This is a genomic window from Pseudomonas sp. GW821-FHT09E04 (assembly GCF_059416185.1).
Map to the genome: position 1 here is coordinate 889,726 of NZ_JBWKOR010000002.1, position 25,298 is coordinate 915,023.

Sequence of the window (25,298 nt, forward strand, 5' to 3'; positions counted from 1 at the left end):
AGCCTTGGAGGTGAGCGTCGTTAGGGGGCTAATGATAAGCCACTTTCACCCCGATCGTTCCCACGCAGCGCGTGGGAACGATCAACCATCAAGTAATCGGCGCCGGATTGAACAACGTAATGTCGTTATGCAGCTTGTGCTTTTCCGCCCACGTCTGCTGCTTGCCGCTCGCCACATCCAGATAGTAGTGGAACAACTCCCAACCCAGCTCCTCGATGGTCGCGCGCCCGGTGGCAATACGCCCGGCATCGATGTCGATCAGATCCGGCCAGCGCTGCGCCAGTTCGGTACGAGTCGAAACCTTCACCACCGGCGCCATGGCCAGACCATAAGGCGTACCTCGCCCGGTGGTGAACACATGCAGGTTCATCCCCGCCGCCAGTTGCAACGTGCCGCAGACAAAGTCACTCGCGGGCGTCGCACAGAAAATCAAACCCTTCTGCTTGAAGCGCTCCCCAGGGCCAAGTACGCCGTTGATCGCGCTGCTGCCGGACTTGACGATCGAGCCCAAGGACTTCTCGACAATGTTCGACAACCCGCCCTTCTTGTTACCCGGCGTGGTGTTGGCGCTGCGATCCGCCTCGCCCTTGGCCAGGTAACGGTCGTACCAGTCCATTTCGCGCACCAGTTCCTCGGCAACGGTTTTGGTCTGGGCCCGTGAGGTCAGCAGGTAAATCGCGTCGCGCACTTCGGTGACTTCGGAAAACATCACCGTCGCCCCCGCCCGCAGCAGCAAATCCGAGGCATAACCCAGCGCCGGGTTGGCGGTGATCCCGGAAAACGCATCACTGCCACCGCACTGCATGCCGAGGATCAGCTCGGACGCCGGCACGGTTTCCCGGCGGCGCTGGTCGAGTTTCTTCAGGCGAACTTCGGCCAGTTCCATGATCTGCTCAATCATTTCGGTGAAGCCGTGACTGGAATCCTGCAAGCGATACAGCCACGGCTCGCTCAGGTCGACCGACGCGTCGTCCTCGTGCATCACCTGCCCGGCCTGCAATTTCTCGCAGCCCAGACTGATCACCAGCGCCTCGCCACCGAGGTTCGGGTTGCGCGCCAGATTGCGCACGGTACGGATCGGGATGTAGGCATCGGTGGCCGTGATGGCCACGCCGCAACCGTAACTGTGGGTCAGCGCCACCACGTCATCGACGTGCGGGTACTTCGGCAACAGCTCATCCTTGATCCGTTTTACCGCGTGATCCAGCACCCCGGTGACGCATTGCACGGTGGTGGTGATCCCGAGGATGTTGCGCGTGCCGACGGTGCCGTCGGCATTGCGATAACCCTCGAAGGTGTAACCCTCCAGCGGTGCCTGCGCGGCCGGCACTTCGGTGGACAGCGGCAGGCTGTCCAGCGGTGGCGCGGTCGGCATGCGCAGTTGATCTTCCTTGACCCAACTGCCACGGGGAATCGGCTGCAACGCATAGCCGATGATCTGGCCGTAGCGAATCACCTGACCGCCCTCGGGAATGTCCTCGAGGGTGACCTTGTGGCTCTGCGGCACGAAATCCACCGTCACCAGGCCGTCGGCAAATTCGGTTCCGGCCGGAACGCCCTGATCGTTGACCACGACCACTACATTGTCCCGCTCGTGCAGGCGGATGTAGCGCGGCGAGTCGGAATGTTCAATCAACTGCATGACGCCGCTCCTCAGGAATGCGCTTGAGACAATTTACCGGCCGCTTCGGAACCACCGTTGGTTGGCGGCTCTTTCAATACGACACGTTTGATCGGGCCGACGATCACCAGGTAGCTGAACACCGCCACCAGTGCGTTGGCGCCAACGAACACCAGCGCCCATTTGAACGAACCGGTGGAGCTGATGATGTAGCCGATGACGATCGGCGTGGTGATCGACGCGATGTTGCCGAAGGTGTTGAACAGGCCACCGCTCAGACCAGCGATCTGTTTCGGCGAGGTGTCGGAGACCACCGCCCAGCCCAGCGCGCCCACGCCTTTGCCGAAGAAGGCCAGGGCCATGAAACCGACCACCATCCATTCCACTTCAACATAGTTGCACGCGACGATGCTGCTGGAGACCAGCAGGCCGGCGATGATCGGCGCCTTGCGAGCGAAGGTCAGCGAATGGCCCTTGCGCAGCAGGTAATCGGAAATCACCCCGCCAAGGACGCCGCCGATAAAGCCGCAGATCGCCGGCAACGAAGCGATGAAACCGGCCTTCAGAATAGTCATGCCGCGTTCCTGTACCAGGTACACCGGGAACCAGGTCAGGAAGAAATAGGTGATGCCGTTGATGCAGTACTGGCCCAGGTAAACACCAAGCATCATGCGGTTGGTCAGCAACTGACGGATGTAGTCCCATTTCGGGCCGTCAGCCTTTTTGCCTTGCTTCTGGTCCATGTCGACCATGCCGCCGTTGTCGGCAATGAACTTCACTTCCGCTTCGTTGGCCATCGGGTGCTGGCGCGGGCTGTGGATAACCTTCAGCCAGATCAGCGAGAACACGATGCCGAACAGGCCCATGACGATGAATACGTGCTCCCAGCCGAAGGTGTAGACGATCCAGCCCATCAGCGGAGCGAACAGCACGGTGGCGAAGTATTGCGCCGAATTGAAAATTGCCGAAGCGGTGCCGCGTTCGGCAGTCGGGAACCAGGCCGCGACGATGCGCGCGTTGCCGGGGAACGAAGGCGCCTCGGCCAGACCGACCAGAAAGCGCAGCATGAACAGCGCGACGATGGCCGTGGACATGCCGAACTCACCGACGAAGCCTTGCAGCACGGTGAACAGCGACCAGGTGAAGATGCTCAGGGCATAGACTTTTTTCGAGCCGAAGCGATCGAGCAGCCAGCCACCGGGAATTTGCCCGGCCACGTAGGCCCAACCGAATGCAGAGAAGATGTAGCCGAGGGTGACCGCGTCGATGCCGAGGTCTTTTTGCAAACTGGAACCGGCGATCGCGATGGTGGCGCGGTCGGCGTAGTTGATCGTGGTCACCAGGAACAGCATGAGCAGAATCAAATAGCGGACGTGAGTCGGCTTGGACGATTGCATGTAGATGTACTCCCACTGATTATTTTTATGCGGGTAAAACATTCTTTGGTCTTGTGCCGCGCAGGGCCTTGGCAATAACCCTGCGCGGGTGCAGCGACTTACGAACCGATGTAGGCGGTTTTCACCACGGTGTAGAACTCTTGCGCATAGCGGCCTTGCTCACGTGAGCCATAGGATGAACCCTTACGGCCCCCGAACGGAACGTGGTAATCGACACCGGCGGTCGGCAGGTTGACCATCACCATCCCGGCCTGGGAATGACGCTTGAAGTGGTTGGCGTACTTCAGCGACGTGGTGGCGATACCCGCCGACAGACCGAACTCGGTGTCGTTGGCCATGGCCAGCGCGGCGTCGTAGTCGGCGACGCGGACGATGTTGGCCACCGGGCCGAAGATTTCTTCGCGGCTGATGCGCATCGACGCTTCGCTATCGGCAAATAGGGTCGGCGCGAGGAAGTAGCCCTCGGTGTCACAGGTCACCAGACCGCCACCGCTGACCACGCGCGCGCCTTCGGACTGGCCGATGTCGATGTATTTCAGGTCCTGCTCAAGCTGCGCCTGGGAGACCACCGGACCAATGTCGGTGCCGGCCTTCAACGCGTGACCGACCTTGATCGACTTCATGCGCTCGGCCATGGCTTCAACGAACTTGTCGTGAATCCCGGCAGTGACAATCAAGCGGCTAGACGCCGTGCAACGCTGGCCGGTGGAGTAGAACGCGCTCTGCACCGACAACTCGACAGCCTGCTTGAGGTCGGCGTCGTCGAGAATGATCTGCGGGTTCTTGCCGCCCATCTCCAGCTGAACCTTGGCCTGGCGCGACACGCAATTGACCGCGATCTGACGTCCCACACCGACGGAACCGGTGAAGCTGATGCCGTCGACTTTCGGGCTGTTGACCAGCGCTTCACCCACTACGCGTCCGCTGCCCATCACCAGGTTGAACACGCCGGCCGGGAAGCCTGCGCGGGAGATGATTTCGGCCAGGGCCCAGGCGCAACCCGGCACCAGATCCGCCGGTTTCAACACCACGCAGTTGCCGTAGGCCAGGGCCGGGGCGATTTTCCACGACGGGATGGCAATCGGGAAATTCCACGGGGTGATCAGGCCGACCACGCCGAGGGCTTCGCGGGTGACTTCGACGTTGACGCCCGGGCGCACCGACGGCACGTAATCGCCAGACAGACGCAGGCATTCACCGGCGAAGAACTTGAAGATGTTGCCGGCGCGAGTCACTTCGCCAATGGCTTCCGGCAGGGTCTTGCCCTCTTCCCGGGCCAGCAGGGTACCGAGCTCTTCGCGACGGGCGAGGATTTCAGTACCGACCTTGTCCAGCGAGTCGTGGCGAGCCTGAATGCCTGAGGTCGACCACGCCGGGAACGCAGCGCGAGCGGCGTCGATGGCGGCGTTGACCTGAGCCAGATCGGCCTTGGCGTAATCGCCGATGGTGTCGCTCAGCTCGGACGGGTTGATGTTGACCGAGTAATCGTTGCCGGCGATCCACTCACCGTTGATGTAGTTGTCATAGCGCTTGGTCACGAATCATTCTCCTGACGCAAAAGGCCGCTGATTGCTCAGCGGCCTTGATTAGAGGGTTGGGTTACTGCGCACCTTGCTTGTCGATCAGCGCGGCGAGCATTTCGTACTCTTCGCGGGTCAGGTCGGTCAGCGGCGCCCGCACCGGGCCTGCGTCATAGCCGGCGATCTTGGCGCCTGCCTTGACGATGCTCACGGCGTAACCAGCCTTGCGGTTGCGGATGTCCAGGTACGGCAGGAAGAAGTCGTCGATGATTTTGCCGACGGTGGCGTGATCTTCGCGGGCAATCGCGTGGTAGAAATCCATCGCGGTTTTCGGGATGAAGTTGAACACCGCTGACGAGTAGACCGGCACGCCCAGGGCCTTGTAGGCAGCGGCGTAGACTTCAGCGGTCGGCAGACCACCGAGGTAGCTGAAGCGATCGCCGAGGCGACGACGGATCGACACCATCAGCTCGATATCACCCAGACCGTCCTTGTAACCGATCAGGTTCGGGCAGCGCTCGGCCAGACGTTCCAGCAGCGGCGCGGTCAGGCGGCAGACGTTGCGGTTGTAAACCACCACACCGATGTTCACCGATTTGCACACCGCTTCAACATGGGCGGCAACGCCGTCCTGGCTGGCTTCGGTCAGGTAATGCGGCAGCAACAACAGACCTTTGGCGCCCAGACGTTCGGCTTCCTGAGCGTATTCGATGGCCTGGCGGGTCGAACCACCGACACCGGCGAGGATCGGCACGCTGCTGGCGCAGGTGTCGACGGCAGTCTTGATGATTTCCGAGTATTCGCTGGCAGCCAGGGAGAAGAATTCACCGGTACCACCGGCGGCGAACAGGGCCGAAGCACCGTACGGGGCCAGCCATTCCAGGCGTTTGATATAGCCCGCGCGGTTGAAATCGCCTTGGGCATTGAAATCGGTAACCGGGAACGACAGCAGGCCGGCGGAGAGGATGGACTTCAGTTCTTGTGGATTCATTATTCGAACACCCTGGTAGCAACGTTTTTTTGTGAGTGGACCGTTCAGCCTTCGCCGAAGTTGTAGGTCATCGTACAACTTAAAAGATAACCGTCAACTGCATTTCATCGCTGGAGGGCATTTTTTGTCGGACAAGATTTCTTTTTGACGTAGGCGTTTTCTCGACTAGGCTCCAATTAACTGTATATACATACAGCTATATAAGAACCTGCCGACGACATATCAAGGAGAAAGAAATGTCCGGTCTACAACCAAAATGCCTTGAAAAACCCACACCGCTCATCGCCCGTTTCGATGATCTTTTTACCCCCAACGGCATCGCCTTCAGTGCTGAAAATCCGCATCTGCTGCTGCACATTGCCGACTCGCACAGCGATGTCGAACCCGCCCTCGCCCTGCCCGGCAAAGCCATGAAAGGCAAACCGCCGCTGCGCTTCGAAGGCGCGGAACACACGGCGATCGGCGACAACACCCTGCTGCGCTTCGTTGAAAACGCCGAGCCGGTGCTCGCGCAAAACGTGCCCTTGCATCTGCCGAACGGACTGGCGCTCACCTATGGCCAGGTGCTGGCGCTGGGCGGTGATTTCTACGGAGTCGTCGACCGGCCGATCAACGAAGGCGCCACCCCGGCGGATCGTCTGCTGCGCTTCACGGCAGCTTTCGACACCCTCGCCGCCGTGCCGGCTTCCAAGGCCGAAGCGCCACAGATTCTCGCGATCATGCAAAAAGAGATCGACGCCGTTAAACAGGCGATCAAGGACGGCAAACCACCCCACGAAGCCTACGACGCACTGGGAGATACGTTGTCGGAAGAGTGGAACAAAATCACCGGCGGCGGCAGTTTCGTCTCGGCGCTGTTCCCGCTCGGTCGCTACCTGAAACTGGCGGCGAACAATGCCGACCACTTCGGCGAATGGGCCCGTCAGGCTTACATCGCCGGGCACACCGCAGCCCTGCAAACTGCCGCTGCCGCCCACGCCAGTCAGGACGAGCTGCAACTGGAACGGGCCTACGCGATGAACGCGTTCGCCGATCACTATCTCACCGACCTGTTCTCCTCCGGGCATTTGCGAGTGCCCCGCAAGGCCATGGCCGCCGCAGTGACGCCGAGCGATCTGGACTCTCTGATCACCCGGTTCATGCACGACGAAGACAGCAAATTCGGCCTCAAGGTACGCAACGCCCGGGGCGAGCAATGGCGGGCGTTCGGCGACAAGCGCTACTTCGAAGCCGCCGACACCGACAATCGCAATCAGGTGAATCAAGCGGTGCAGGATTCGGCGGACGAAGTGTATGCCGCCTATTCCAGCGGCAATGTGCCGACCACCTTCAACGCGCTGCAACGGTTGCCGGACCTGACTTTCGTGATGAGTCTGACGAACAATTTCTCGCCACTGTTCCGCCTTCAGGGCAACAAAGTCCTGCGGCGCAAGGACGTGAACAACCTCAACGACACCGCCACCATCGACGACTGGTGGGGCTGGAGCACTTACCTGCTGCTCAAGGACTATCACCCAACCGGCAACACGAATTAAGGAGCGATTCGATGACGATCAAATTGAAAGTGGAACTGGCTTCCGGCCAATCGTTGAAAGGTGCGCCGCTGCAATTGCTGCGCGACGGCGTCGCCATCGCCCGGGCGTCGGTGGATGCCCAGGGCCAGGCGACATTCGACGTCCGGCCCGCCCCGGGAAAACTGGCGGTCAGGGTGGATCGTTCGATTCTGCCCCAGAGCTGAAATGCCCGGACAAGATTGCCCCGGCGCGCCTCACCGATTCGCCGGGTAAAGTGCGACGACTGCCGCGAAGGATCGCGGCAGATCTTTCAAGGAGAACGAAGCATGACGTTTGCCGCTGCACACCTTCCGCAATTTCCCGATCACGCCAGCGACTCGATCATCCTGCGCCTGTCTGCCCTGGATGACGACCTGATCATCCGCGTCCCCGATGGACAGGACACACCGCCGAACTGGGATGTGTACCCGATCCTCGGTGATGATCCAGAAGAGCCTGAATGGCTGGGTCTGTCGGAGCCGACCGGCGTCTGGGATGACGCACTCGACGACATGGTCGGCCTGACCGGGATCGAACTGAGCATCCCAAGATTCGAGCTGGAAAAGTACCTGAACAGCACCGTCGAACTGCGTTACAAGTTTGCCGATGAGTCCAGCCTGGAACCGTGTTCGGAGCCGCTGAAGCTCTACGTCGAAGCCTGATTCCTCAACCCTGCGCCTGCGCCTCTTCATGCGCCTGACGCAGCCGTTCGCGGCTGTTGGTCAGGTGCAGGCGCATGGCCGCGCGGGCGGCATCGGAATCCTGGCGGGCGATGGCCTCGTAGATTTCCTCGTGCTCGCGGCTCAGGCGATTCATGTAGTGCTGCTGGTCGTCATGGGCCAGGCGCGCGGAGTTCAGCCGCGTGCGCGGAATGATGCTGGTGCCCAGGTGGGTCATGATGTCGGTGAAATAGCGGTTGCCGGTGGACAGCGCGATTTGCAGGTGGAACTGGAAGTCCGACGCCACTGCATCGCTGGCATGGGCCACGCTTTCGTTCAATGCATCGAGGGCGGCACGCATGGCGGCCAGTTGTTCGGTGCTGCGACGTTGTGCGGCGAGACCGGCCGATTCGACCTCCAGGCTGATACGGAATTCGAGAATCGCCAGCACGTCACGCAGGGTGACCACGGTCGCCGGGTCGATCCGAAAACCGCTCGGGCTCGGTGTGTCGAGCACGAAGGTGCCGATGCCGTGACGGGTTTCGACCTGCCCTGCAGCCTGCAGTCGGGAAATCGCCTCGCGCACCACGGTACGGCTGACACCATTGGCTTCCATGATCGCCGACTCGGTGGGCAACTTGTCGCCACGCTTGAGCAGACCGTCGCGGATCTGCTCGGTCAGCACCGTCACCAGTTCCTGTGCCAGGCTGCGGCGCTTGCGAGGGAGGCGCGGGGTGTCGATCGGGTTTTCCATGGTCTGCGTTTATCTCGAAAATTCGGCTAGAGGGGCATCATAGCCCAAGGGAGTTGTACGATCACCGTCCTCTGTGGGAGCAGGCTCCCACAGATTCAGTACACATCAAGCCGTGACGGTCTGCTCGACCAGATGCCCGCTGTCGATCCGTACATGCCGTGGATGGAAGCGCTTGAGGCTGCTGCGATGGCCGACGCTGACGATGCTCAGGCCCGGCAACTGATCGATCAGCGCCTGATACAGCGTGGCCTCGTCTTCTTCGTCCATCGCCGACGTCGCTTCGTCCATGTACAGCCAGTGCGGTGCGTAGAGCAGCGCACGAGCAAAGGCCAGACGTTGCTGTTCACCCGGCGAGAGCATGCGCTGCCAGTGATTGGCTTCGTCCAGTCGTGCCACCAGATGCGGCAGACGGCAGGTTTCCAGCACTTGTGCATAACGCTCTGGCGAGTAGGTGTCGCCCGGTTGTGGATAACTCAAGGCTTCACGCAGGGTGCCGATCGGCAGATACGGTTTTTGTGGCAGAAACAGGTAGCGCGATACCGGCAAACGGATGCTGCCGTGGCCGGCCGGCCACAAATGCCCCATCGCCCGCAGCAGTGTCGACTTGCCGCTGCCGGAGCGGCCGCTGAGCATCACTCGATCACCCGCCTCCACGGTCATGTCGGCGCTGGTCAGCAGGTGACGACCGTCAGCCAGGTCCAGACCGAGGTTGTGTACTTTCAGTTCATCACCGTGATTCTGTACATCGATGGCCGGTGCCCGGTCTTCGTTGTCGCTCATGGCCTGACGGAAGCTCAACAAACGATCACAAGTCGCTCGCCATGCGGCGAGGTCCGAGTACGCGGAGATGAACCAGCTGAAGTTCTCCTGCACGTTGCCGAATGCCGAGTTGATCTGCATCAGCTCACCCAGTTCGATCTTGCCGGACAGGTAACGCGGTGCCGCGACGATGAAGGGGAAGATGATTGCGATCTGGCCGTAACCCGAGGTGAAGAACGTCAGGCGCTTGGACACCCGCATGATGTCCCAGAAGTTGTGCCAGACCAGACCGAAGCGGCTGCTCAGACGACGATTTTCGTTGGGCTCGCCGTTGTACAGCGCAATGCTCTCGGCGTTCTCGCGCACCCGCACCATCGAGAAACGCAGGTCGGCTTCGAAACGTTGTTGTTGGTTGTTCAGGCCGATCAGGCGTCGACCGATCAGGTGCGTCAGCCAACTGCCGACCGCCGCATACAGCAGTGCACACCAGAACATGTAACCGGGAATCTCGACGCCGAACACCTCAATGCTGCCCGACACTCCCCACAGAATGATCGAGAACGACACCAGGCTGACCACCGTGCGGATCAAGCCCAATGCGAGGCTCAAGGTGTTGCTGGTGAAGGTATTCAGGTCTTCGGAAATCCGTTGGTCAGGGTTATCGGTGTAGCCGCCCTGCTCCAGTTGGTAGTAGTTCTTGTGCCCGAGCCAGCGCTTGAAATGGTTTTCGGTGAGCCACGCCCGCCAGCGGATGGTCAGCATCTGCGTCAGGTACTGGCGATACACCGCGCCGAGAATCGCCACGGCCGCAATGCCGCAGAAATACAGGATCAACTGCCAGAACGCCGCCTCGTCCTTCTTTTGCAGGGCGTTGTAGAAATCCTTGTACCAACTGTTGAGCCACACCGAGATGCCGACGCTGAACAGCGACAGCGCGATCACGGCGATCAGCAACGTCCAGGCCTTGCCCTTCTCTTCACTGCGCCAGTACGGCGTGGTCATGGCCCACACCTTGCGAAAAAACTGCCCGCGCACAGCATCGTTGACCGCGGAATATTCAGCGTTCTGATTCATGGATAAGGCTCGATAAAGAAAAGAACAGACACGCACCGATCATAGTTGATCGGTGCGCTTTATCGCGAGGGCTGGCGATGGCCGTTCAGCGCAGGTTCAGCGACGAACCGGGCGCTTCTGCAGTTTGCGCTGCAGGGTGCGGCGGTGCATGCCCAGAGCACGTGCAGTGGCGGAGATGTTGCCTTCGTGCTCGGTCAGCACGCGCTGAATGTGTTCCCATTGCAGGCGATCCACCGACATCGGGTTTTCCGGCACCAGGCTGTCGAGGTCGGCGTGCTCGGACAGCAGCGCCGCCAGCACGTCGTCGGCGTCGGCCGGTTTGCACAGGTAATTGCAGGCGCCGCGCTTGATCGCTTCGACCGCCGTGGCAATGCTCGAGTAACCGGTGAGGATCACCACGCGCATTTCCGGGTCCAGCTCCAGCAGCTTCGGCAGCAGGACCAGACCGGAGTCGCCGTCCATTTTCAGGTCCAGCGCGGCATAGTCCGGCAGATCGGCCTGGGCGATGGTCAGGCCTTCCTCGGCGGAACCGGCGGTGCTGACGCGGAAACCACGGCGAGCCATGGCGCGGGCCATCACCCGGGTGAAGGTCGCGTCGTCATCGACCAACAGCAAATGCGGCAGTTCTTCGCCTTCGACTTGGATTTCGTCACTCATGTTGCTCTCCTCGGGCGCCGTGGGGCAGGCGCAGCTCGGTGAGCGTGCCGCCTTCCTCATGACTATAGAGTTTCACTGAGCCGCCGGCGCGTGTCACGCTGGCCTTGCTCAAAAACAGGCCCAGGCCGAAACCTTTGCCCTTGGTGGTAAAAAACGGTTTGCCGATCTGCTCGGCGATGGCCAGCGGCACACCGGCGCCATGATCGCGGATGCTGATGGTCAGGTCTTCAGCGGTCCAGTCCAGCGTCACCTGAAGGTTTTCCGGGCAGGCATCGGCGGCGTTGTTCAGCAGATTCAACAAGGCCTGGGTCAGATCCGGCGGCGGTGCTACACGCGGCAACGTGCCCTGGCCCAGGCGCTGGAAGCGGTAACTGGCCTCGGGACGCATCAGGTGCCAGCGGTTGAGCGCCTCGTCGAGCCATTCGGTGACGTCCTGCATCTCCACCGCCATCCGGCGATTGGCTTCGGCGGCGCGCACCAGTTGCTGCAGGGTCTCCTTGCAGAGCTTCACCTGATCCTTCAGCACCTTCAGGTCTTCCTGAAGCATCGGGTCGTGATGATCCTGCTGCATTTCGTTAAGCAATACGCTCATGGTCGCAAGCGGTGTGCCCAGTTCATGAGCGGCACCGGCGGCCTGAGTCGCCACGGCCAGCAATTGCTGATCGCGCAAGCCTTCTTCGCGGCGGATCGCGCGCAATTCTTCCTGACGGCGCAGCTCTTCGGCCATCCGCGCGGCGAAGAAGGTGATCACCGCTGCCGCCAGCGCGAAGCTCAGCCACATGCCGTAGATCTGCAGGTTCTCCCGGGCCACCGGCAGGGTTTCCAGCGGATAAAAGTGCGTCAGCATCAGGGTGTACAGGGCCAGCGCAATGCCGGACAGCACCACCGAATAACGCCACGGCAGCGTCACCGCGGCAATGGTCAGCGGCACCAGATAATACGAAACGAACGGGTTGGTCGAACCACCGGAGAAATACAGCAAGGCACTGTGGATAAACAGATCGCAGGCCAGTTGCAGCGCGTATTCGAGCTCGGTAACCGGCCACGAGGTGCGCAGGCGCACGGCGGTGAACACACAGAGCAGAATCGAACAGCCGAGGGTCATCACCAGTTGCACCCACGGCAACGGCAACAAATCCAGCCAGTAGGCCAGGCCCACGGAACCGGCCTGCGCGGCGAGCACCAGGGTGCGGATGAAAGTCAGCCGCCAGAGGTTCTGGCGAGTGGCGGAAGTCAGTTGTACGGGGGCGAGCATGAGCTCTCCTGATGAGCGCTCCAGGCGGATCGCACGGAGTATAACCAAGGCGCGGGCTTGAGAGGCGAAAGTGCGGCAAACGACCACATGGCAAAAAGCTTCGCGGCGGCTATAAGGCCCATCTGTATAGAAGTTGTAACTGGGCGAACCGGATCATAAAAGCTACAGTCTGATGGTTTCACGCAGGCCCCCGAACCATCACCTGCGCCCTCATCAAGGAGCTTTCATGCACACATTTCGCCGCAGCGCCGCCCTTCTCGCCCTGACCGTCGGCAGCGTCGCCAGCCTTCCGGCCCTGGCCGCCGATGAGCTGCACTACAACCAGATTTCCCTGCGCGCCGAAGTCAGCCAGGAAGTGGCCCGCGACCTGATGATCGTGACCCTCTACACCGAAGAGCAAAACACTGACCCGGCCAAACTCGCCGCCGACGTCAGCACCACCATGAACAAGGCCCTGGCCCAGGCCAAGCAAGTCAAAGACATCACCCTGCGCCAGGGCAGCCGCAACAGCTACCCGATCTACGACACCAAGGGCCAGAAAATCACCGGCTGGCGCGAGCGCGCCGAACTGCGTCTGGAAAGCGCCGACTTCGCCGCCCTGTCCAAACTCACCGGCGAGTTGCTGACCGACCTGAAAATGGGCGGCATGGACTTCGCCATCGCCGACCCGACCCGCAAGGCCAGCGAAGACAAACTGCTGAAAGAAGCCGTCACCGCCTTCAAGGCCCGCGCCCAACTGGCGACCGACGCCCTGGGCGGCAAGGGCTACAAAATCGTCAACCTGAACCTCAACAGCAACGGCTTCCCACAACCGTACATGCGCGCCCCGATGATGATGAAAGCCGCCGGTATGGACGCAGCACCGGTCACACCTGAAGTCGAAGCCGGCACCAGCCAGGTCAGCCTGACGGCCGATGGCTCGATTGAAGTGCTGATGCAGTGATTGAATGACGGCTGAATGAAAAACCGGCGATCAGAAAATGATCGCCGGTTTTTTTATGCCCGGGATTTGGGTTATCAGGTTTGCGGATCAACCCGGTCCAGCGCGCGGTTCACTGCGAGCTCGGCCAGCATGATGATCTGCTGGATACCGAGCGCCGTACTGCGCTGCGGGCCCGAAAGCTCATTGGCGAAATTGCTGGCGATGGTACTGGCCGACGCCAGGGATTCGCAGGCGTTGGCCAGCAGGCTTTCGGTATCGACGTTGGGAGTGACCATGTACATCGTGCTCGGCGGGCGTGGTTTGGAAAGGTTGGGGCAGAGATAGAAATCGAGGGCGCGTTTGATGGCTTCGCGGTTGCGAGCGAGGTCTTCGGCACGCATGGCTTCTTCGAGGGGCGTGGGTGTTTCGAGGGGTGGGTCGGGTATCAGCTTATCCATGTAGCAATTTCTCCAGGTTATGGAGCCACTTTTTCCCGATCTCACTCGAAGAAGAGGTGGCAGCTATGTACGGGGTGAGATCACCGGTATGGACACCCGGCAGGACATTCGTCCACCCGCACACAGCCGCCATAGAGAATCGCTGACAGTCTAAGCTGGCGGCGATTATGAAGGGGCTCGCACAAGTATCCAAATGAATAGCCGGGATCTCACTCCCGGTCGCTGAATTGGCAGCGACAACCAAAGACTAGAGAGCGCGCTTCCGACGGACAACCTGAAAACCTTGTGGGAAGGATCCTGGGTTGTTGTTGAGATTTAAACGGCTTCAAAAGCAGCCCTCACCCTAGCCCTCTCCCGGAGGGAGAGGGGACTGACCGCGGTGTTTGGGGGAGGTACGCCGACGTGAGATATCGAGGTGAATTCGGGTTTTGAAACACACACGATTTCACTTCTGCCTCTGCCTCTGCCTCTGCCTCTGCCTCCAGAACTAGATCTAGATCTAGATCCACATCCACACCAACATCAGCTCCCGCTTCTGCTTCTGCTTTTGCTTTTGCTTCCACCACTCAACAGGATGAGCGTTAGCTCGGCTGCAGCTTTTGATCTTGATCCACGGGCGACGTCGGAAGGCTGAGTGGAGGGATTTATCCGGGGGTGGGAGCGCAGCGACCGTTTGGCGAAGCCAAACACATCGAGAGGAGGTGCAGCGAAGCAAACCGTAGGCGATGCCCCCCGGATGAATCCCGGAGCGAAGGAACCCCGAGCCTCAGCGAGCGGGCCGAACGTAGGAGCAAGCGTTTTTGGTTACTTTTTAGGCGTTTGTAAAAAGTGACCCGCCGTAAGGGCGGAACCCTAAGTGGCCGTTACCGCAACAACGGATATGTACCCAACCACCCCAGATATACCGAACTAGACACCTCACCTAGAAAAACGATATTTCCGCGCCCCCCCACCACCCAGCTAACCTCCCCCGCCACAATCACCTCCAACCCCCGGGGCAGACATGCAAAGACTCACCCTAAAACCACTACTGATAACCCTCGCCCTGGCAACTACAGCCCCCTTCGCCAACGCAGCAACAACCTTGGTCTACTGCTCCGAAGCCAGCCCCGCCGGCTTCGACCCCAGCCAGTACACCAGCGGCACCGACTTCGACGCCTCCGCCGAAACCCTCTTCAACCGCCTCACCCAGTTCAAACGCGGCGGTACCGAAGTCGAACCCGGCCTGGCGACCAACTGGGACGTAAGCCCGGACGGCCTCCAATACACCTTCCACCTGCGCCAAAACGTAAAATTCCACACCACCGACTACTTCACCCCGACCCGCACCTTCAACGCCGACGACGTCCTGTTCACCTTCCAGCGCCTGCTCGACCCGGACAACGCCTTTCGCAAGGCCTACCCCGCCGAGTCCCCGTATTTCACCGACATGGACCTGAACACCACGATCAAATCCGTGGAAAAACTCGACGACAACACCGTGCGCTTCAACCTGAACAACATCGACGCCGCGTTCGTGCAAAACCTCGCCATGAGCTTTGCCTCGGTGCAATCGGCCGAATACGCCGCCCAACTGCTGAAGGAAGGCCACGCCGCCGACCTCAACCAGAAACCGGTCGGCACCGGCCCATTCGTGTTCAAGCGTTATCAGAAGGATTCGCAGATCCGCTACGCGGCGAACAAGGACTACTGGAAACCCGAGGACGTGAAAATCGACAACCTGGTGTTCTCGATCACCCCGGACGCCGCCGTGCGCCTGCAAAAGCTCAAGACCGGCGAATGCCAGGTCAGCGGCTACCCGCGCCCGGCCGACATCGAAGTGATGGAAAAAGACCCGAACCTGCGCGTGTTGAAGCAGGCCGGTTTCAACCTCGGTTTCCTTGCCTACAACACCACTCACCCGCCGCTGGACCAATTAAAGGTGCGTCAGGCCCTGGACATGGCCATCGACAAACCGGCGATCATCAAGGCGGTTTACCAGAGTGCCGGGCAACTCGCGCAAAACGCCTTGCCGCCCGCGCAATGGTCCTATGACCCGAATATCAAGGACGCGCCGTACGATCCAGTGAAAGCCAAGGCGCTACTCAAGGAAGCCGGGGTTGCGCCGGGTACAACCATCAACCTCTGGGCGATGACAGTGCAGCGCGCATCCAACCCGAATGCGCGGATGTCGGCACAGATGATCCAGCAGGATTGGGAGAAGATCGGTATCAAGGCCAACATCGTCAGCTATGAATGGGGCGAGTACATCAAGCGCGCCAAGAATGGCGAACACGACGCGATGATCTATGGTTGGACAGGTGACAACGGCGACCCGGACAACTGGCTGGGCGTGCTTTACAGCTGCGCGGCAGTGAAAGGCAGCAACTACGCCAAGTGGTGCGATCCGGCCTACGACAAACTGGTGCAGCAGGCCAAGGTGTCCACCGATAAATCGCAACGGGTAAAACTGTATCAACAGGCGCAACTGATCCTTAAACAGCAGGTGCCGATCACGCCGATCGCCAACTCCACGGTGTTCCAGCCGCTGCGCAAGGAAGTCACCGACTTCAAGATCAGCCCGTTCGGTCTAACCCCCTTCTATGGCGTGGGTATAAATAAGTAACACCGAGCCCCAAGGCGGCGCGCAAATCGTGACCAATGCACCGTTTTGGGGCTTCATTTGCACCGTAAAAACCGACCGCAAACGGTCAAATGCGTCAGAAGTTATACAGATGCGACATTAAGGTACGTTCGTGCCACCGTTTGATGCCGCCGGGCGCTCTGGATCTTGCATTGGGTATGGGCCCTGCATAAGTATCCGCAGGCACGACTCACGAGGTCGTACCTCAATATTAAAAAATGACAACAAATCATGAGGCCAACATGCTTAAACACGCGGTCATTCCGTTTTTAGTCGGCGCAGGCTTGTTAGCCTCCGCACCTTTCGCTTCCGCTGCGACTAACCTGGTGTTCTGCTCCGAAGGCAGCCCGGCCGGTTTCGACCCAGGCCAATACACCACCGGAACCGACTTCGACGCCTCAGCCGAAACCATGTTCAACCGTCTGACCCAGTTCGAGCGTGGCGGCACCGCCGTGATTCCTGGGCTGGCGACCAGCTGGGACATTTCGACCGATGGCCTGACTTACACCTTCCACCTGCGTGAAGGCGTCAAGTTCCACACCACCTCGTATTTCAAGCCGACTCGTGAGTTCAACGCCGACGACGTACTGTTCACCTTCAATCGCATGATTAACAAGGATGACCCGTTCCGTAAGGCGTACCCGACCGAATTCCCGTACTTCACCGACATGGGGATGGATACCAACATCACCAAGATCGATAAAGTCGACGACCACACCGTCAAGTTCACTCTGAAAGAAGTCGACGCCGCGTTCATCCAGAACATGGCCATGAGCTTCGCGTCGGTTCAGTCCGCCGAGTACGCAGCCCAGCTGCTGAAAGAAGGCAAGGCTGCCGACATCAACCAGAAGCCGATCGGCACTGGTCCGTTCGTGTTCAAGAGCTACCAGAAAGATTCCAACATCCGTTACACCGGCAACAAGGACTACTGGAAGCCTGATGACGTGAAGATCGACAACCTGATCTTCGCCATCACCACCGACCCGTCGGTACGTATCCAGAAGCTGAAGAAGAACGAGTGCCAGGTCACCCTGTTCCCTCGTCCGGCTGACCTCAAGGCACTGAAAGAAGACCCGGCGCTGAAGATGCCTGACCAGGCTGGTTTCAACCTGGGCTACATCGCCTACAACGTGATGGACAAGGTCAAGGGCAGCAACGAAGCCAACCCGCTGGCCGACCTGCGCGTTCGCCAGGCGCTGGACATGGCCGTCAACAAGCCACAGATCATCGACTCGGTTTACCAGGGCGCGGGCCAACTGGCCGTCAACGCCATGCCACCGACCCAGTGGTCCTACGACACCACCATCAAGGACGCCAAGTACGATCCTGAGAAAGCCAAGCAGCTGCTCAAGGAAGCCGGCGTCAAGGAAGGTACCGAGATCGTCCTGTGGGCGATGCCGGTTCAGCGTCCGTACAACCCGAACGCCAAACTGATGGCCGAAATGCTCCAGTCCGACTGGAAGAAGATCGGTCTGAACGTGAAGATCACCAGCTACGAGTGGGGCGAGTACATCAAGCGTTCCAAAGGTGGCGAGAACCAGGCCATGATCATTGGCTGGAGCGGTGACAATGGTGATCCGGACAACTGGCTCAACGTGTTGTTTGGTTGCGACTCCCTGAGTGGCAACAACTTCTCCAAATGGTGCGACAAGAAATTCGACGGCCTCGTGAAAGAAGCCAAGCGCACCACTGACCAGGCCAAGCGCACCGAACTCTACAAAGAGGCGCAACACGTCCTCAAAGATGCAGTCCCTATGACACCTATCGCTCACTCGACGGTGTATCAACCCATGCGCGCCAACGTGCAGGACTTCAAGATCAGCCCATTCGGCTTGAACTCCTTCTACGGCGTCAGCGTCAAGTAAAAAACCGGCGGCGACGTTTTCAGCGTCGCCGCTGTTTTTTTCTGCCGAATTGTCAGGAATTTGCCTACATCCATTTCCACCTGGTCTTACCAGGTTGGTCTAGGACGTGTCGCCTTTTCCTACGAGTCTTTAGGACTCAGCGCATTTACTGCCAGACCTGCGGCCCCTACCGTCAGGTTCTGACCAGTGACTGCGTGGGCTATCGGTTTGCTGTGGGTTTGAGCTCAATGCCGCCACAACTTCCCTGGAAGGGATCGCGGCGCATTGAAAAACACTGAGAAAAGAGGGAGCGTCATGCGCCACACCTTGGTTTTTTCCGCATTGCTGGGCGCCGGTCTGCTGGCCGCCACGTCCGCGAGTTTTGCCGCCAGCGACAGTCTGGTGTTCTGCTCCGAAGGCAGCCCGGCCGGTTTCGATACCGCGCAGTACACGACCGCGACCGATAACGACGCCGCCGAACCGCTGTACAACCGCCTGGCCGAGTTCGAAAAGGGCGCGACCAATGTCGTACCGGGCCTGGCAACGAGCTGGGATATTTCCGAGGATGGCCTCAAGTACACCTTTCACCTGCGTGAAGGGGTGAAATTTCATACAACGGCGTACTTCAAACCTACCCGTGATTTCAACGCCGACGACGTGCTGTTCACGTTTAACCGCATGCTCGATCCGCAACAGCCATTCCGTAAGGCTTATCCGACCGAGTTCCCGTATTTCAACGGGATGAGCCTGAACAAGAACATCGCCAAGGTCGAGAAGACCGGGCCGCTGACCGTGCAGTTCACGCTCAACAGCGTCGACGCCGCGTTCATCCAGAACATCGCCATGAGCTTCGCCGCCATTCTGTCTGCCGAATACGCCGACAAACTGTTGGCCGAAGGCAAGCCGAGCGACATCAACCAGAAGCCGATCGGCACTGGCCCGTTCGTGTTCAAGAGCTATCAGAAAGACTCGAACATCCGCTACACCGGCAACCCGCATTACTGGGATCAGAGCCGGGTGAAGCTGAAGAACCTGATTTTCGCGATCAACACCGACGCTTCGGTCCGCGTGCAGAAGCTCAAGGCTGGCGAGTGCCAGGTCACTCTGCATCCGCGCCCGGCCGATGTGCCGGCACTGAAGAACGACCCGAAACTGCAACTGATCGAAAAGCCGGGCTTCAACCTTGGCTACATCGCCTACAACGTGCGCCACAAACCGTTCGACCAGCTCGAAGTGCGTCAGGCGCTGGACATGGCGGTGAATAAACAAGGGATTCTCAACGCTGTTTACCAGGGTGCCGGTCAACTGGCGGTCAACGCCATGCCGCCGACCCAATGGTCCTACGACACCACGATCAAGGACGCCGCCTACAACCCGGAAAAAGCCAAGGAGTTGCTCAAGGCTGCCGGCGTCAAGGAAGGCACCGAGATCACCCTGTGGGCCATGCCGGTGCAGCGCCCATACAACCCGAACGCCAAACTGATGGCCGAAATGCTCCAGGCTGACTGGGCCAAAATCGGTCTGAAAGTGAAGATCGTCAGCTACGAATGGGGCGAGTACATCAAGCGCACCAAGAATGGCGAACACGACATCAGCCTGATCGGCTGGACCGGTGACAACGGGGACCCGGACAACTGGCTCGGCACGCTGTACAGCTGCGACGCCATTGGCGGCAACAACTATTCCATGTGGTGCGATCCGGCTTACGACAAGCTGATCAAAGAAGCCAAGGTCGTCACCGACCGCGACCAGCGCACCGTGCTTTACAAACAGGCCCAGCAGTTGCTCAAGCAGCAAGTGCCGATCACGCCTGTCGCCCACTCGACGGTCAACCAGCCGTTAAGCGCCAGGATCGAAGGATTCAAGGTCAGCCCCTTCGGTCGCAACGTGTTTTCGGGTGTCAGCATCGATTAAACAAAAAACCGACTAGCCGCAACGCTGAGGAGGCCGTCTACCTCCTCACGCAAGCGCTTTGCCGAAATTCGCCAATCAGGCCTTTTGCAAACGTTTGCGATGTGTGAATGAGTTCTAAAACCAAAAACCGGCCAACCCAAAAAAGCCGGCATAAAAAGAAAGTAAAGGAGCTTCACCCATGAAACTGAGCAGCACCGCGATACTGGCCCTGGCCATCAGCAGCATCACCGCCACGGCTTATGCCGAGGAACAGAGCCAGGCGTACACCCCGGTTACCGTCAACGAGCAGAGCGCCCAGGCTGAAGCCACCGGTTTCCTCGAAGGCTCCAAGATCAGCGGCACGACCCGTAACTGGTACGCCAACGAGCAACTGAAACGTGGCGGCAAGTTCACCTACCGCAAAGACGGTGTCGCGACCCCGACCGATCGTCGTATCAACTGGGTGCAGGGCACCATCGTCAACTACACCTCCGGCTTCACCCAGGGCACCGTCGGTGTCAGCACTGAAGTGGCCGCGTACAACGCCGTTGCCCTGGAGCGCGATCGCAAGGATCTGGCCTCCAACAATGGTGGCGCACCGGGTTCGCGTCCAGGCGCAGGCAACAACCGTACGCTGACCAAAGAAGGCGGCGACGCTGAAGGTCAGTGGAGCAAACTGGGCCTGGCCAACGTCAAGTTCCGCGTTTCCAACACCACGCTGACCGCCGGTCGCCAGAACTTCAGCACGCCAATCGTCGACACCATCGGCAACCGTGCGCTGCCTTCGAGCTTTGAAGGTGTCAGCCTGCACAGCGAAGAGCTGAACAACCTGTCGTTCGACGCCGGCAGCTTCGATCGCGTATCGCCACGTACCGAAGAGAGCCTGTCGAAATTCCGCTCCGAGTACACCAACAACAGCGCCGAGACCGATCGCGTGAGCATCGTCGGCCTGAACTACCAGCCGCTGAAAAGCCTGAAGACCAGCCTGTACGCTTCCAAGGTTGAAGACTTCTGGAACCAGTACTACTTCGGCGCCACCCACGAACTGGGTGACAGCAACGTCGTAAGCCTGACCACCGGCCTGAACTACTACAAAACTGTCGATACCGGCAAAAAAGAGATGGGCAACATCGACAACGACACCTACTCCCTGTCGTTCGGTCTGACCCACCAGGCCCACAGCCTGACCTTCTCGTACCAGGAAATTAACGGTAACGAGTACTTCGACTACCTGCACGAAACCAACGGCATCTACCTGGCCAACTCCCTGCTGTCCGACTTCAACGGCCCGAACGAGAAATCCTTCCAGGTCGCCTACGGTCTGAACATGGCCGAATACGGCGTGCCAGGCCTGAAGTTCAACATCTACCAGGCTCGCGGCTGGGGCATCGACGGTACTCACTACACCGGCACTGCGTATGACGTGAAAAACATGGACGGCGAGCACCACTACGAATACGGCATCGGTGCAACCTACGCCGTACAGAGCGGCCCACTCAAGGCCACCACCATCCGTGGCACCTACACCGCTCACCGCGCCAGCGAAAACCAGGCTGACGGCAGCATCAACGAGTTCCGTCTCGTGACCACCGTACCATTCAACATCCTGTAAAAACGCACGCCGACGGCTGACTCAGTGACGAGTCGGCCGTTCGGCCTTTTGTCTTCAACCGATTGCAGAGGGTTCTTGATGAAAATGCTTCCCCTACGTGCGGCCATCGCTGCCGCGTTGCTGAGTGTCGCTGTCGGCGTCTCGGCCAAACCCTTGGTGGTCTGCACCGAAGCCAGCCCGGAAGGCTTCGATATGGTCCAGTACACGACTGCAGTCACTGCCGACGCGGTGGCCGAAACCATCTTCAACCGTCTGGCCGACTTCAAGCCAGGCACCACTGAAGTGATCCCGGCGCTTGCCGAGTCCTGGGACATCAGCGACGACGGCCTGACCTACACGTTCCACCTGCGCAAAGGCGTCAAGTTCCACACCACCGAATACTTCAAGCCGACTCGCGACATGAACGCCGACGACGTGGTCTGGAGCTTCCAGCGTCAGCTGGACCCGAATCATCCGTGGCACAAGCTGTCGAGCGTGGGCTTCCCGTACTTTGAAAGCATGGGCTTCAAGGAACTGCTGAAGAGCGTCGAGAAAGTCGACGACAACACGGTCAAGTTCACCCTGACCCGCCGCGAAGCGCCGTTCCTGGCCGACATCGCCATGGCGTTCTCCTCGATCTACCCGGCCGAATACGCCGACCAGTTGCTCAAGGCCAACAAGACCGGCGACCTGAACAACAAGCCGGTCGGCACTGGCCCGTTCGTCTTCCAGCGCTACAACAAGGACGCCCAGGTTCGCTTCAAGGCCAACCCGGACTATTTCCGTGGCAAGCCGCCGGCTGATGCCCTGATTCTGGCCATCGCCACCGACAACAACGTTCGCCTGCAGAAACTCAAGGCCAACGAGTGCCAGGTCGCGCTGTATCCGAAGCCGGACGACATCCCGAGCATCAAGAAAGACGACAAGCTGAAAGTCGATGAAATGGACGCGATGACCGTCTCCTACATCGCCATGAACACCCAGCACAAATACATCAGCGACGTGCGGGTGCGTAAAGCGATCGACATCGCCTTCGACAAGGAAGCCTATGTCAACGCGCTGTTCGGCAAGGGCAATGCGTCGGTCGCGGTCAACCCGTACCCGCCGACCCTGCTGGGCTACAACCACGACCTGAAGAACCCGCCACGTGACCTCGATGCAGCGCGCAAACTGCTCAAGGAAGCCGGCGTGCCGGAAGGCACCACGTTCACCCTGTTCACCCGCAACGGCGGCGGCCCGACCAACCCGAACCCGATGCTGGGCGCGCAAATGATGCAGGCTGACCTGGCGAAAGTCGGGATCAAGATCGACATCCGCGTGATGGAATGGGGCGAAATGCTCAAACGCGCCAAAGCCGGCGAACACGATATGGTTTCGGCCGGATGGGCGGGCGACAACGGCGACCCGGATAACTTCCTGACGCCTATGCTCAGTTGCGAAGCCGCCAAGAACGGCGAAAACTACGCTCGCTGGTGCAACGAGAAATTCCAGACCCTGCTCGACGAAGCACGGGCTAAAGTAGATCCGGCCGAACGCGCCAAACTGTACGAAGAAGCCCAGGCCATCTTCAATCAGGACCAGCCGTGGATCAGCATGGCCCACACCCGGATGTTCACTGCAATGCGCAACAACGTTGAGGGTTATCACATCAGCCCTCTGACAACCAATAACTTCGCCACCACCCAGGTGAAGTAGATAAGAAACTCCCGGCCTCCCTGACCCCAGGGTCGCCGGGCACGCCTAACCGGCCGATGAGGTACCACACAAGATGTTAAGTTTTATTGCCCGCCGACTGGGGTTGTTGATCCCCACGTTTTTCGGCATCACCTTGCTGACTTTCGCGTTGATTCGCATGATCCCCGGCGATCCCGTGGAAGTGATGATGGGCGAACGTCGGGTCGATCCCGAAATGCACGCTCAGGCAATGGAACGCCTCGGTCTGAACAAGCCGCTGTATGCCCAATACCTGGATTACATCGGCAAGCTTGCCCACGGCGACCTCGGCGAATCCCTGCGTACCCGTGAAAGCGTCTGGACCGAGTTCACGCAACTGTTCCCGGCCACCTTTGAACTGTCGATGGCTGCCCTGCTGTTCGCCGGTGTCTTCGGGCTGCTGGCCGGCGTCATTGCCGCCCTCAAGCGAGGGTCCCTGTTCGATCATGGAGTAATGGGCATATCCCTCACGGGATACTCGATGCCCATCTTCTGGTGGGGCCTGATTCTCATCATGTTTTTCTCGGTCAGCCTGGGCTGGACGCCGGTTTCCGGGCAGAACGACCTGTTGATCGACGTTGAGCGCAAAACGCACTTCATGCTGATCGATACCTGGCTCAGCGATGAACCGGGCGCCCTGCTCGACTACCTGCATCACCTGATCCTGCCCGCCATTGTGCTGGGCACCATTCCGCTGGCGGTGATCGCCCGGATGACCCGTTCCTCGATGCTCGAAGTGCTGCGCGAAGACTACATCCGTACCGCCCGTGCCAAAGGCCTGTCGCCAGCACGCGTGGTGTTCGTCCACGGCCTGCGCAACGCGTTGATCCCGGTGCTGACCGTGGTCGGCCTGCAAGTCGGCACCCTGCTGGCCGGCGCCGTCCTGACCGAAACCATCTTCTCCTGGCCCGGCATCGGCAAATGGCTGATCGAAGCCATTGGCGCCCGGGACTATCCGGTCGTGCAAAACGGCATCTTGCTGATTGCCTGCATTGTGATTCTGGTCAACTTCGTGGTGGACATCCTCTACGGCTTTGCCAACCCACGCATTCGTCACCAGCGCTGAGGTCAATACCCATGAGCACTCCAACATCCTCAGTAGCCACCGCCACCTCGAACGTGGATCAAAGCCTGCTGTATCCGTCGCCGTACAAGGAGTTCTGGCAAGCATTCGCCAAGAACAAGGGCGCCGTCGCCGGTCTGGCGTTCTTCACCCTGATCGTGTTCTGCGCGATCTTTGCCCCCTGGGTCGCGCCGCACAATCCGAGCGAGCAATACCGTGACTTCCTGCTCACCCCGCCGGTGTGGCTGGAAGGCGGGCAATGGCAGTTCATCCTCGGCACCGACGAACTGGGACGCGACTTGCTGTCCCGCCTGATCCAGGGTTCGCGCCTGTCGTTGCTGATCGGTCTGTCCTCGGTGGTGATGTCGCTGATCCCGGGTATCTTCATGGGCCTGCTGGCCGGTTTCTTCCCGAAGATCCTCGGTCCGACCATCATGCGTCTGATGGACATCATGCTGGCCCTGCCGTCGCTGCTGCTGGCCGTGGCGATCGTCGCCATCCTCGGCCCTGGCCTGATCAACACCGTGATCGCCATCGCCGTGGTTTCGCTGCCGTCCTACGTGCGCCTGACCCGTGCTGCGGTGATGGGCGAACTGAACCGCGACTACGTGACCGCCGCACGCCTGGCCGGTGCCAGCCTGCCACGCCTGATGTTCATCACCGTGCTGCCGAACTGCATGGCACCGCTGATCGTTCAGGCAACCCTGAGCTTCTCCTCGGCGATCCTCGACGCCGCCGCCCTGGGCTTCCTCGGCCTCGGCGTACAGCCGCCAACCCCTGAGTGGGGCACCATGCTGGCTTCGGCCCGCGACTACATCGAACGCGCCTGGTGGGTCGTGAGTCTGCCTGGTTTGACCATTTTGCTCAGCGTGCTGGCAATCAACTTGATGGGCGACGGCCTGCGCGATGCGCTGGACCCGAAACTCAAGAACGCCGCCTGAGGAGATTCCC

General features: G+C 59.9%; 20 protein-coding genes. 11 read left to right on the forward strand and 9 right to left on the reverse strand.

The window, feature by feature from the left end:
* Positions 1 to 88: 88 nt before the first annotated feature.
* The 4 genes from garD to kdgD all read right to left on the reverse strand — a co-directional run bounded on the left by garD (position 89) and on the right by kdgD (position 5,529).
* Positions 89 to 1,642 (reverse strand): galactarate dehydratase, encoded by a 1,554-nt coding sequence (gene garD, locus AC07N4_RS10570; RefSeq protein ID WP_493065273.1) that lies wholly within the window; start codon positions 1,640 to 1,642, stop codon positions 89 to 91.
* Between the two features lie 11 nt (positions 1,643 to 1,653).
* Positions 1,654 to 3,018 (reverse strand): MFS transporter, encoded by a 1,365-nt coding sequence (locus tag AC07N4_RS10575; protein WP_493065272.1) that lies wholly within the window; start codon positions 3,016 to 3,018, stop codon positions 1,654 to 1,656.
* A gap of 98 nt (positions 3,019 to 3,116) precedes the next feature.
* Positions 3,117 to 4,556, reverse strand: a complete 1,440-nt coding sequence (locus AC07N4_RS10580) for an aldehyde dehydrogenase family protein (protein ID WP_192559778.1) — start codon at positions 4,554 to 4,556, stop codon at positions 3,117 to 3,119.
* Between the two features lie 61 nt (positions 4,557 to 4,617).
* The gene (gene kdgD / locus AC07N4_RS10585) at positions 4,618 to 5,529 is read right to left on the reverse strand and encodes a 5-dehydro-4-deoxyglucarate dehydratase (protein WP_007953624.1); all 912 of its coding nucleotides are present in this window, start codon (positions 5,527 to 5,529) and stop codon (positions 4,618 to 4,620) included.
* Positions 5,530 to 5,765: 236 nt separating this feature from the next.
* Between kdgD and AC07N4_RS10590 the strand changes: the two genes are divergently transcribed.
* From AC07N4_RS10590 to AC07N4_RS10600, 3 genes are all read left to right on the forward strand, one after another.
* Entirely contained in the window at positions 5,766 to 7,064 is a 1,299-nt protein-coding gene (locus AC07N4_RS10590; RefSeq protein WP_493065271.1) for a phospholipase, read from the forward strand.
* An 11-nt stretch (positions 7,065 to 7,075) separates the two neighbouring features.
* Entirely contained in the window at positions 7,076 to 7,267 is a 192-nt protein-coding gene (locus tag AC07N4_RS10595; protein ID WP_102619428.1) for a hypothetical protein, read from the forward strand.
* A 102-nt stretch (positions 7,268 to 7,369) separates the two neighbouring features.
* Positions 7,370 to 7,744 carry a hypothetical protein gene (locus AC07N4_RS10600; RefSeq protein WP_493065270.1) on the forward strand — a complete coding sequence of 125 codons (375 nt, stop codon included), beginning with the start codon at positions 7,370 to 7,372 and terminating at the stop codon, positions 7,742 to 7,744.
* 4 nt (positions 7,745 to 7,748) lie between these two features.
* Here AC07N4_RS10600 and AC07N4_RS10605 read toward each other — a convergent pair whose 3' ends face one another.
* From AC07N4_RS10605 to AC07N4_RS10620, 4 genes are all read right to left on the reverse strand, one after another.
* Positions 7,749 to 8,495, reverse strand: coding sequence for a FadR/GntR family transcriptional regulator (locus AC07N4_RS10605; protein ID WP_096818913.1), 747 nt, complete (start codon positions 8,493 to 8,495; stop codon positions 7,749 to 7,751).
* A 105-nt stretch (positions 8,496 to 8,600) separates the two neighbouring features.
* On the reverse strand, positions 8,601 to 10,328 hold the full coding sequence (locus AC07N4_RS10610; protein ID WP_273540226.1) for an ABC transporter ATP-binding protein/permease: 1,728 nt from the start codon (positions 10,326 to 10,328) through the stop codon (positions 8,601 to 8,603).
* Between the two features lie 96 nt (positions 10,329 to 10,424).
* Positions 10,425 to 10,985: a response regulator transcription factor gene (locus AC07N4_RS10615; RefSeq protein ID WP_003221630.1), complete on the reverse strand. Its 561-nt coding sequence runs from the start codon at positions 10,983 to 10,985 to the stop codon at positions 10,425 to 10,427.
* Positions 10,978 to 12,240: an ATP-binding protein gene (locus AC07N4_RS10620; RefSeq protein ID WP_096818909.1), complete on the reverse strand. Its 1,263-nt coding sequence runs from the start codon at positions 12,238 to 12,240 to the stop codon at positions 10,978 to 10,980. The genes AC07N4_RS10615 and AC07N4_RS10620 overlap by 8 nt, the downstream gene beginning before the upstream one ends.
* A gap of 226 nt (positions 12,241 to 12,466) precedes the next feature.
* Here AC07N4_RS10620 and AC07N4_RS10625 point away from each other — a divergent pair, with 226 nt between their 5' ends.
* Positions 12,467 to 13,183 (forward strand): SIMPL domain-containing protein, encoded by a 717-nt coding sequence (locus tag AC07N4_RS10625; RefSeq protein WP_096818907.1) that lies wholly within the window; start codon positions 12,467 to 12,469, stop codon positions 13,181 to 13,183.
* Positions 13,184 to 13,257: 74 nt separating this feature from the next.
* On the opposite strand, the gene AC07N4_RS10630 is transcribed toward AC07N4_RS10625, so the two are convergent.
* Complete coding sequence (locus AC07N4_RS10630; RefSeq protein ID WP_273540228.1) at positions 13,258 to 13,620, reverse strand: DUF6124 family protein; 363 nt, start codon at positions 13,618 to 13,620, stop codon at positions 13,258 to 13,260.
* A gap of 1,003 nt (positions 13,621 to 14,623) precedes the next feature.
* Between AC07N4_RS10630 and AC07N4_RS10635 the strand changes: the two genes are divergently transcribed.
* From AC07N4_RS10635 to AC07N4_RS10665, 7 genes are all read left to right on the forward strand, one after another.
* A complete protein-coding gene (locus tag AC07N4_RS10635) occupies positions 14,624 to 16,225 on the forward strand; it encodes an ABC transporter substrate-binding protein (protein ID WP_493065269.1) in 1,602 nt (533 codons plus the stop codon).
* Positions 16,226 to 16,485: 260 nt separating this feature from the next.
* Positions 16,486 to 18,108: an ABC transporter substrate-binding protein gene (locus tag AC07N4_RS10640; RefSeq protein WP_096818903.1), complete on the forward strand. Its 1,623-nt coding sequence runs from the start codon at positions 16,486 to 16,488 to the stop codon at positions 18,106 to 18,108.
* A 294-nt stretch (positions 18,109 to 18,402) separates the two neighbouring features.
* Positions 18,403 to 20,001, forward strand: a complete 1,599-nt coding sequence (locus AC07N4_RS10645; protein ID WP_096818901.1) for an ABC transporter substrate-binding protein — start codon at positions 18,403 to 18,405, stop codon at positions 19,999 to 20,001.
* Positions 20,002 to 20,179: 178 nt separating this feature from the next.
* Positions 20,180 to 21,592 carry an OprD family porin gene (locus AC07N4_RS10650; protein ID WP_096818899.1) on the forward strand — a complete coding sequence of 471 codons (1,413 nt, stop codon included), beginning with the start codon at positions 20,180 to 20,182 and terminating at the stop codon, positions 21,590 to 21,592.
* A gap of 78 nt (positions 21,593 to 21,670) precedes the next feature.
* On the forward strand, positions 21,671 to 23,266 hold the full coding sequence (locus AC07N4_RS10655; protein ID WP_493065268.1) for an ABC transporter substrate-binding protein: 1,596 nt from the start codon (positions 21,671 to 21,673) through the stop codon (positions 23,264 to 23,266).
* Positions 23,267 to 23,339: 73 nt separating this feature from the next.
* On the forward strand, positions 23,340 to 24,350 hold the full coding sequence (locus AC07N4_RS10660) for an ABC transporter permease subunit (RefSeq protein WP_096818896.1): 1,011 nt from the start codon (positions 23,340 to 23,342) through the stop codon (positions 24,348 to 24,350).
* Positions 24,351 to 24,361: 11 nt separating this feature from the next.
* The gene (locus tag AC07N4_RS10665; protein ID WP_096818895.1) at positions 24,362 to 25,288 is read left to right on the forward strand and encodes an ABC transporter permease subunit; all 927 of its coding nucleotides are present in this window, start codon (positions 24,362 to 24,364) and stop codon (positions 25,286 to 25,288) included.
* The last annotated feature ends 10 nt before the right edge of the window (positions 25,289 to 25,298 follow it).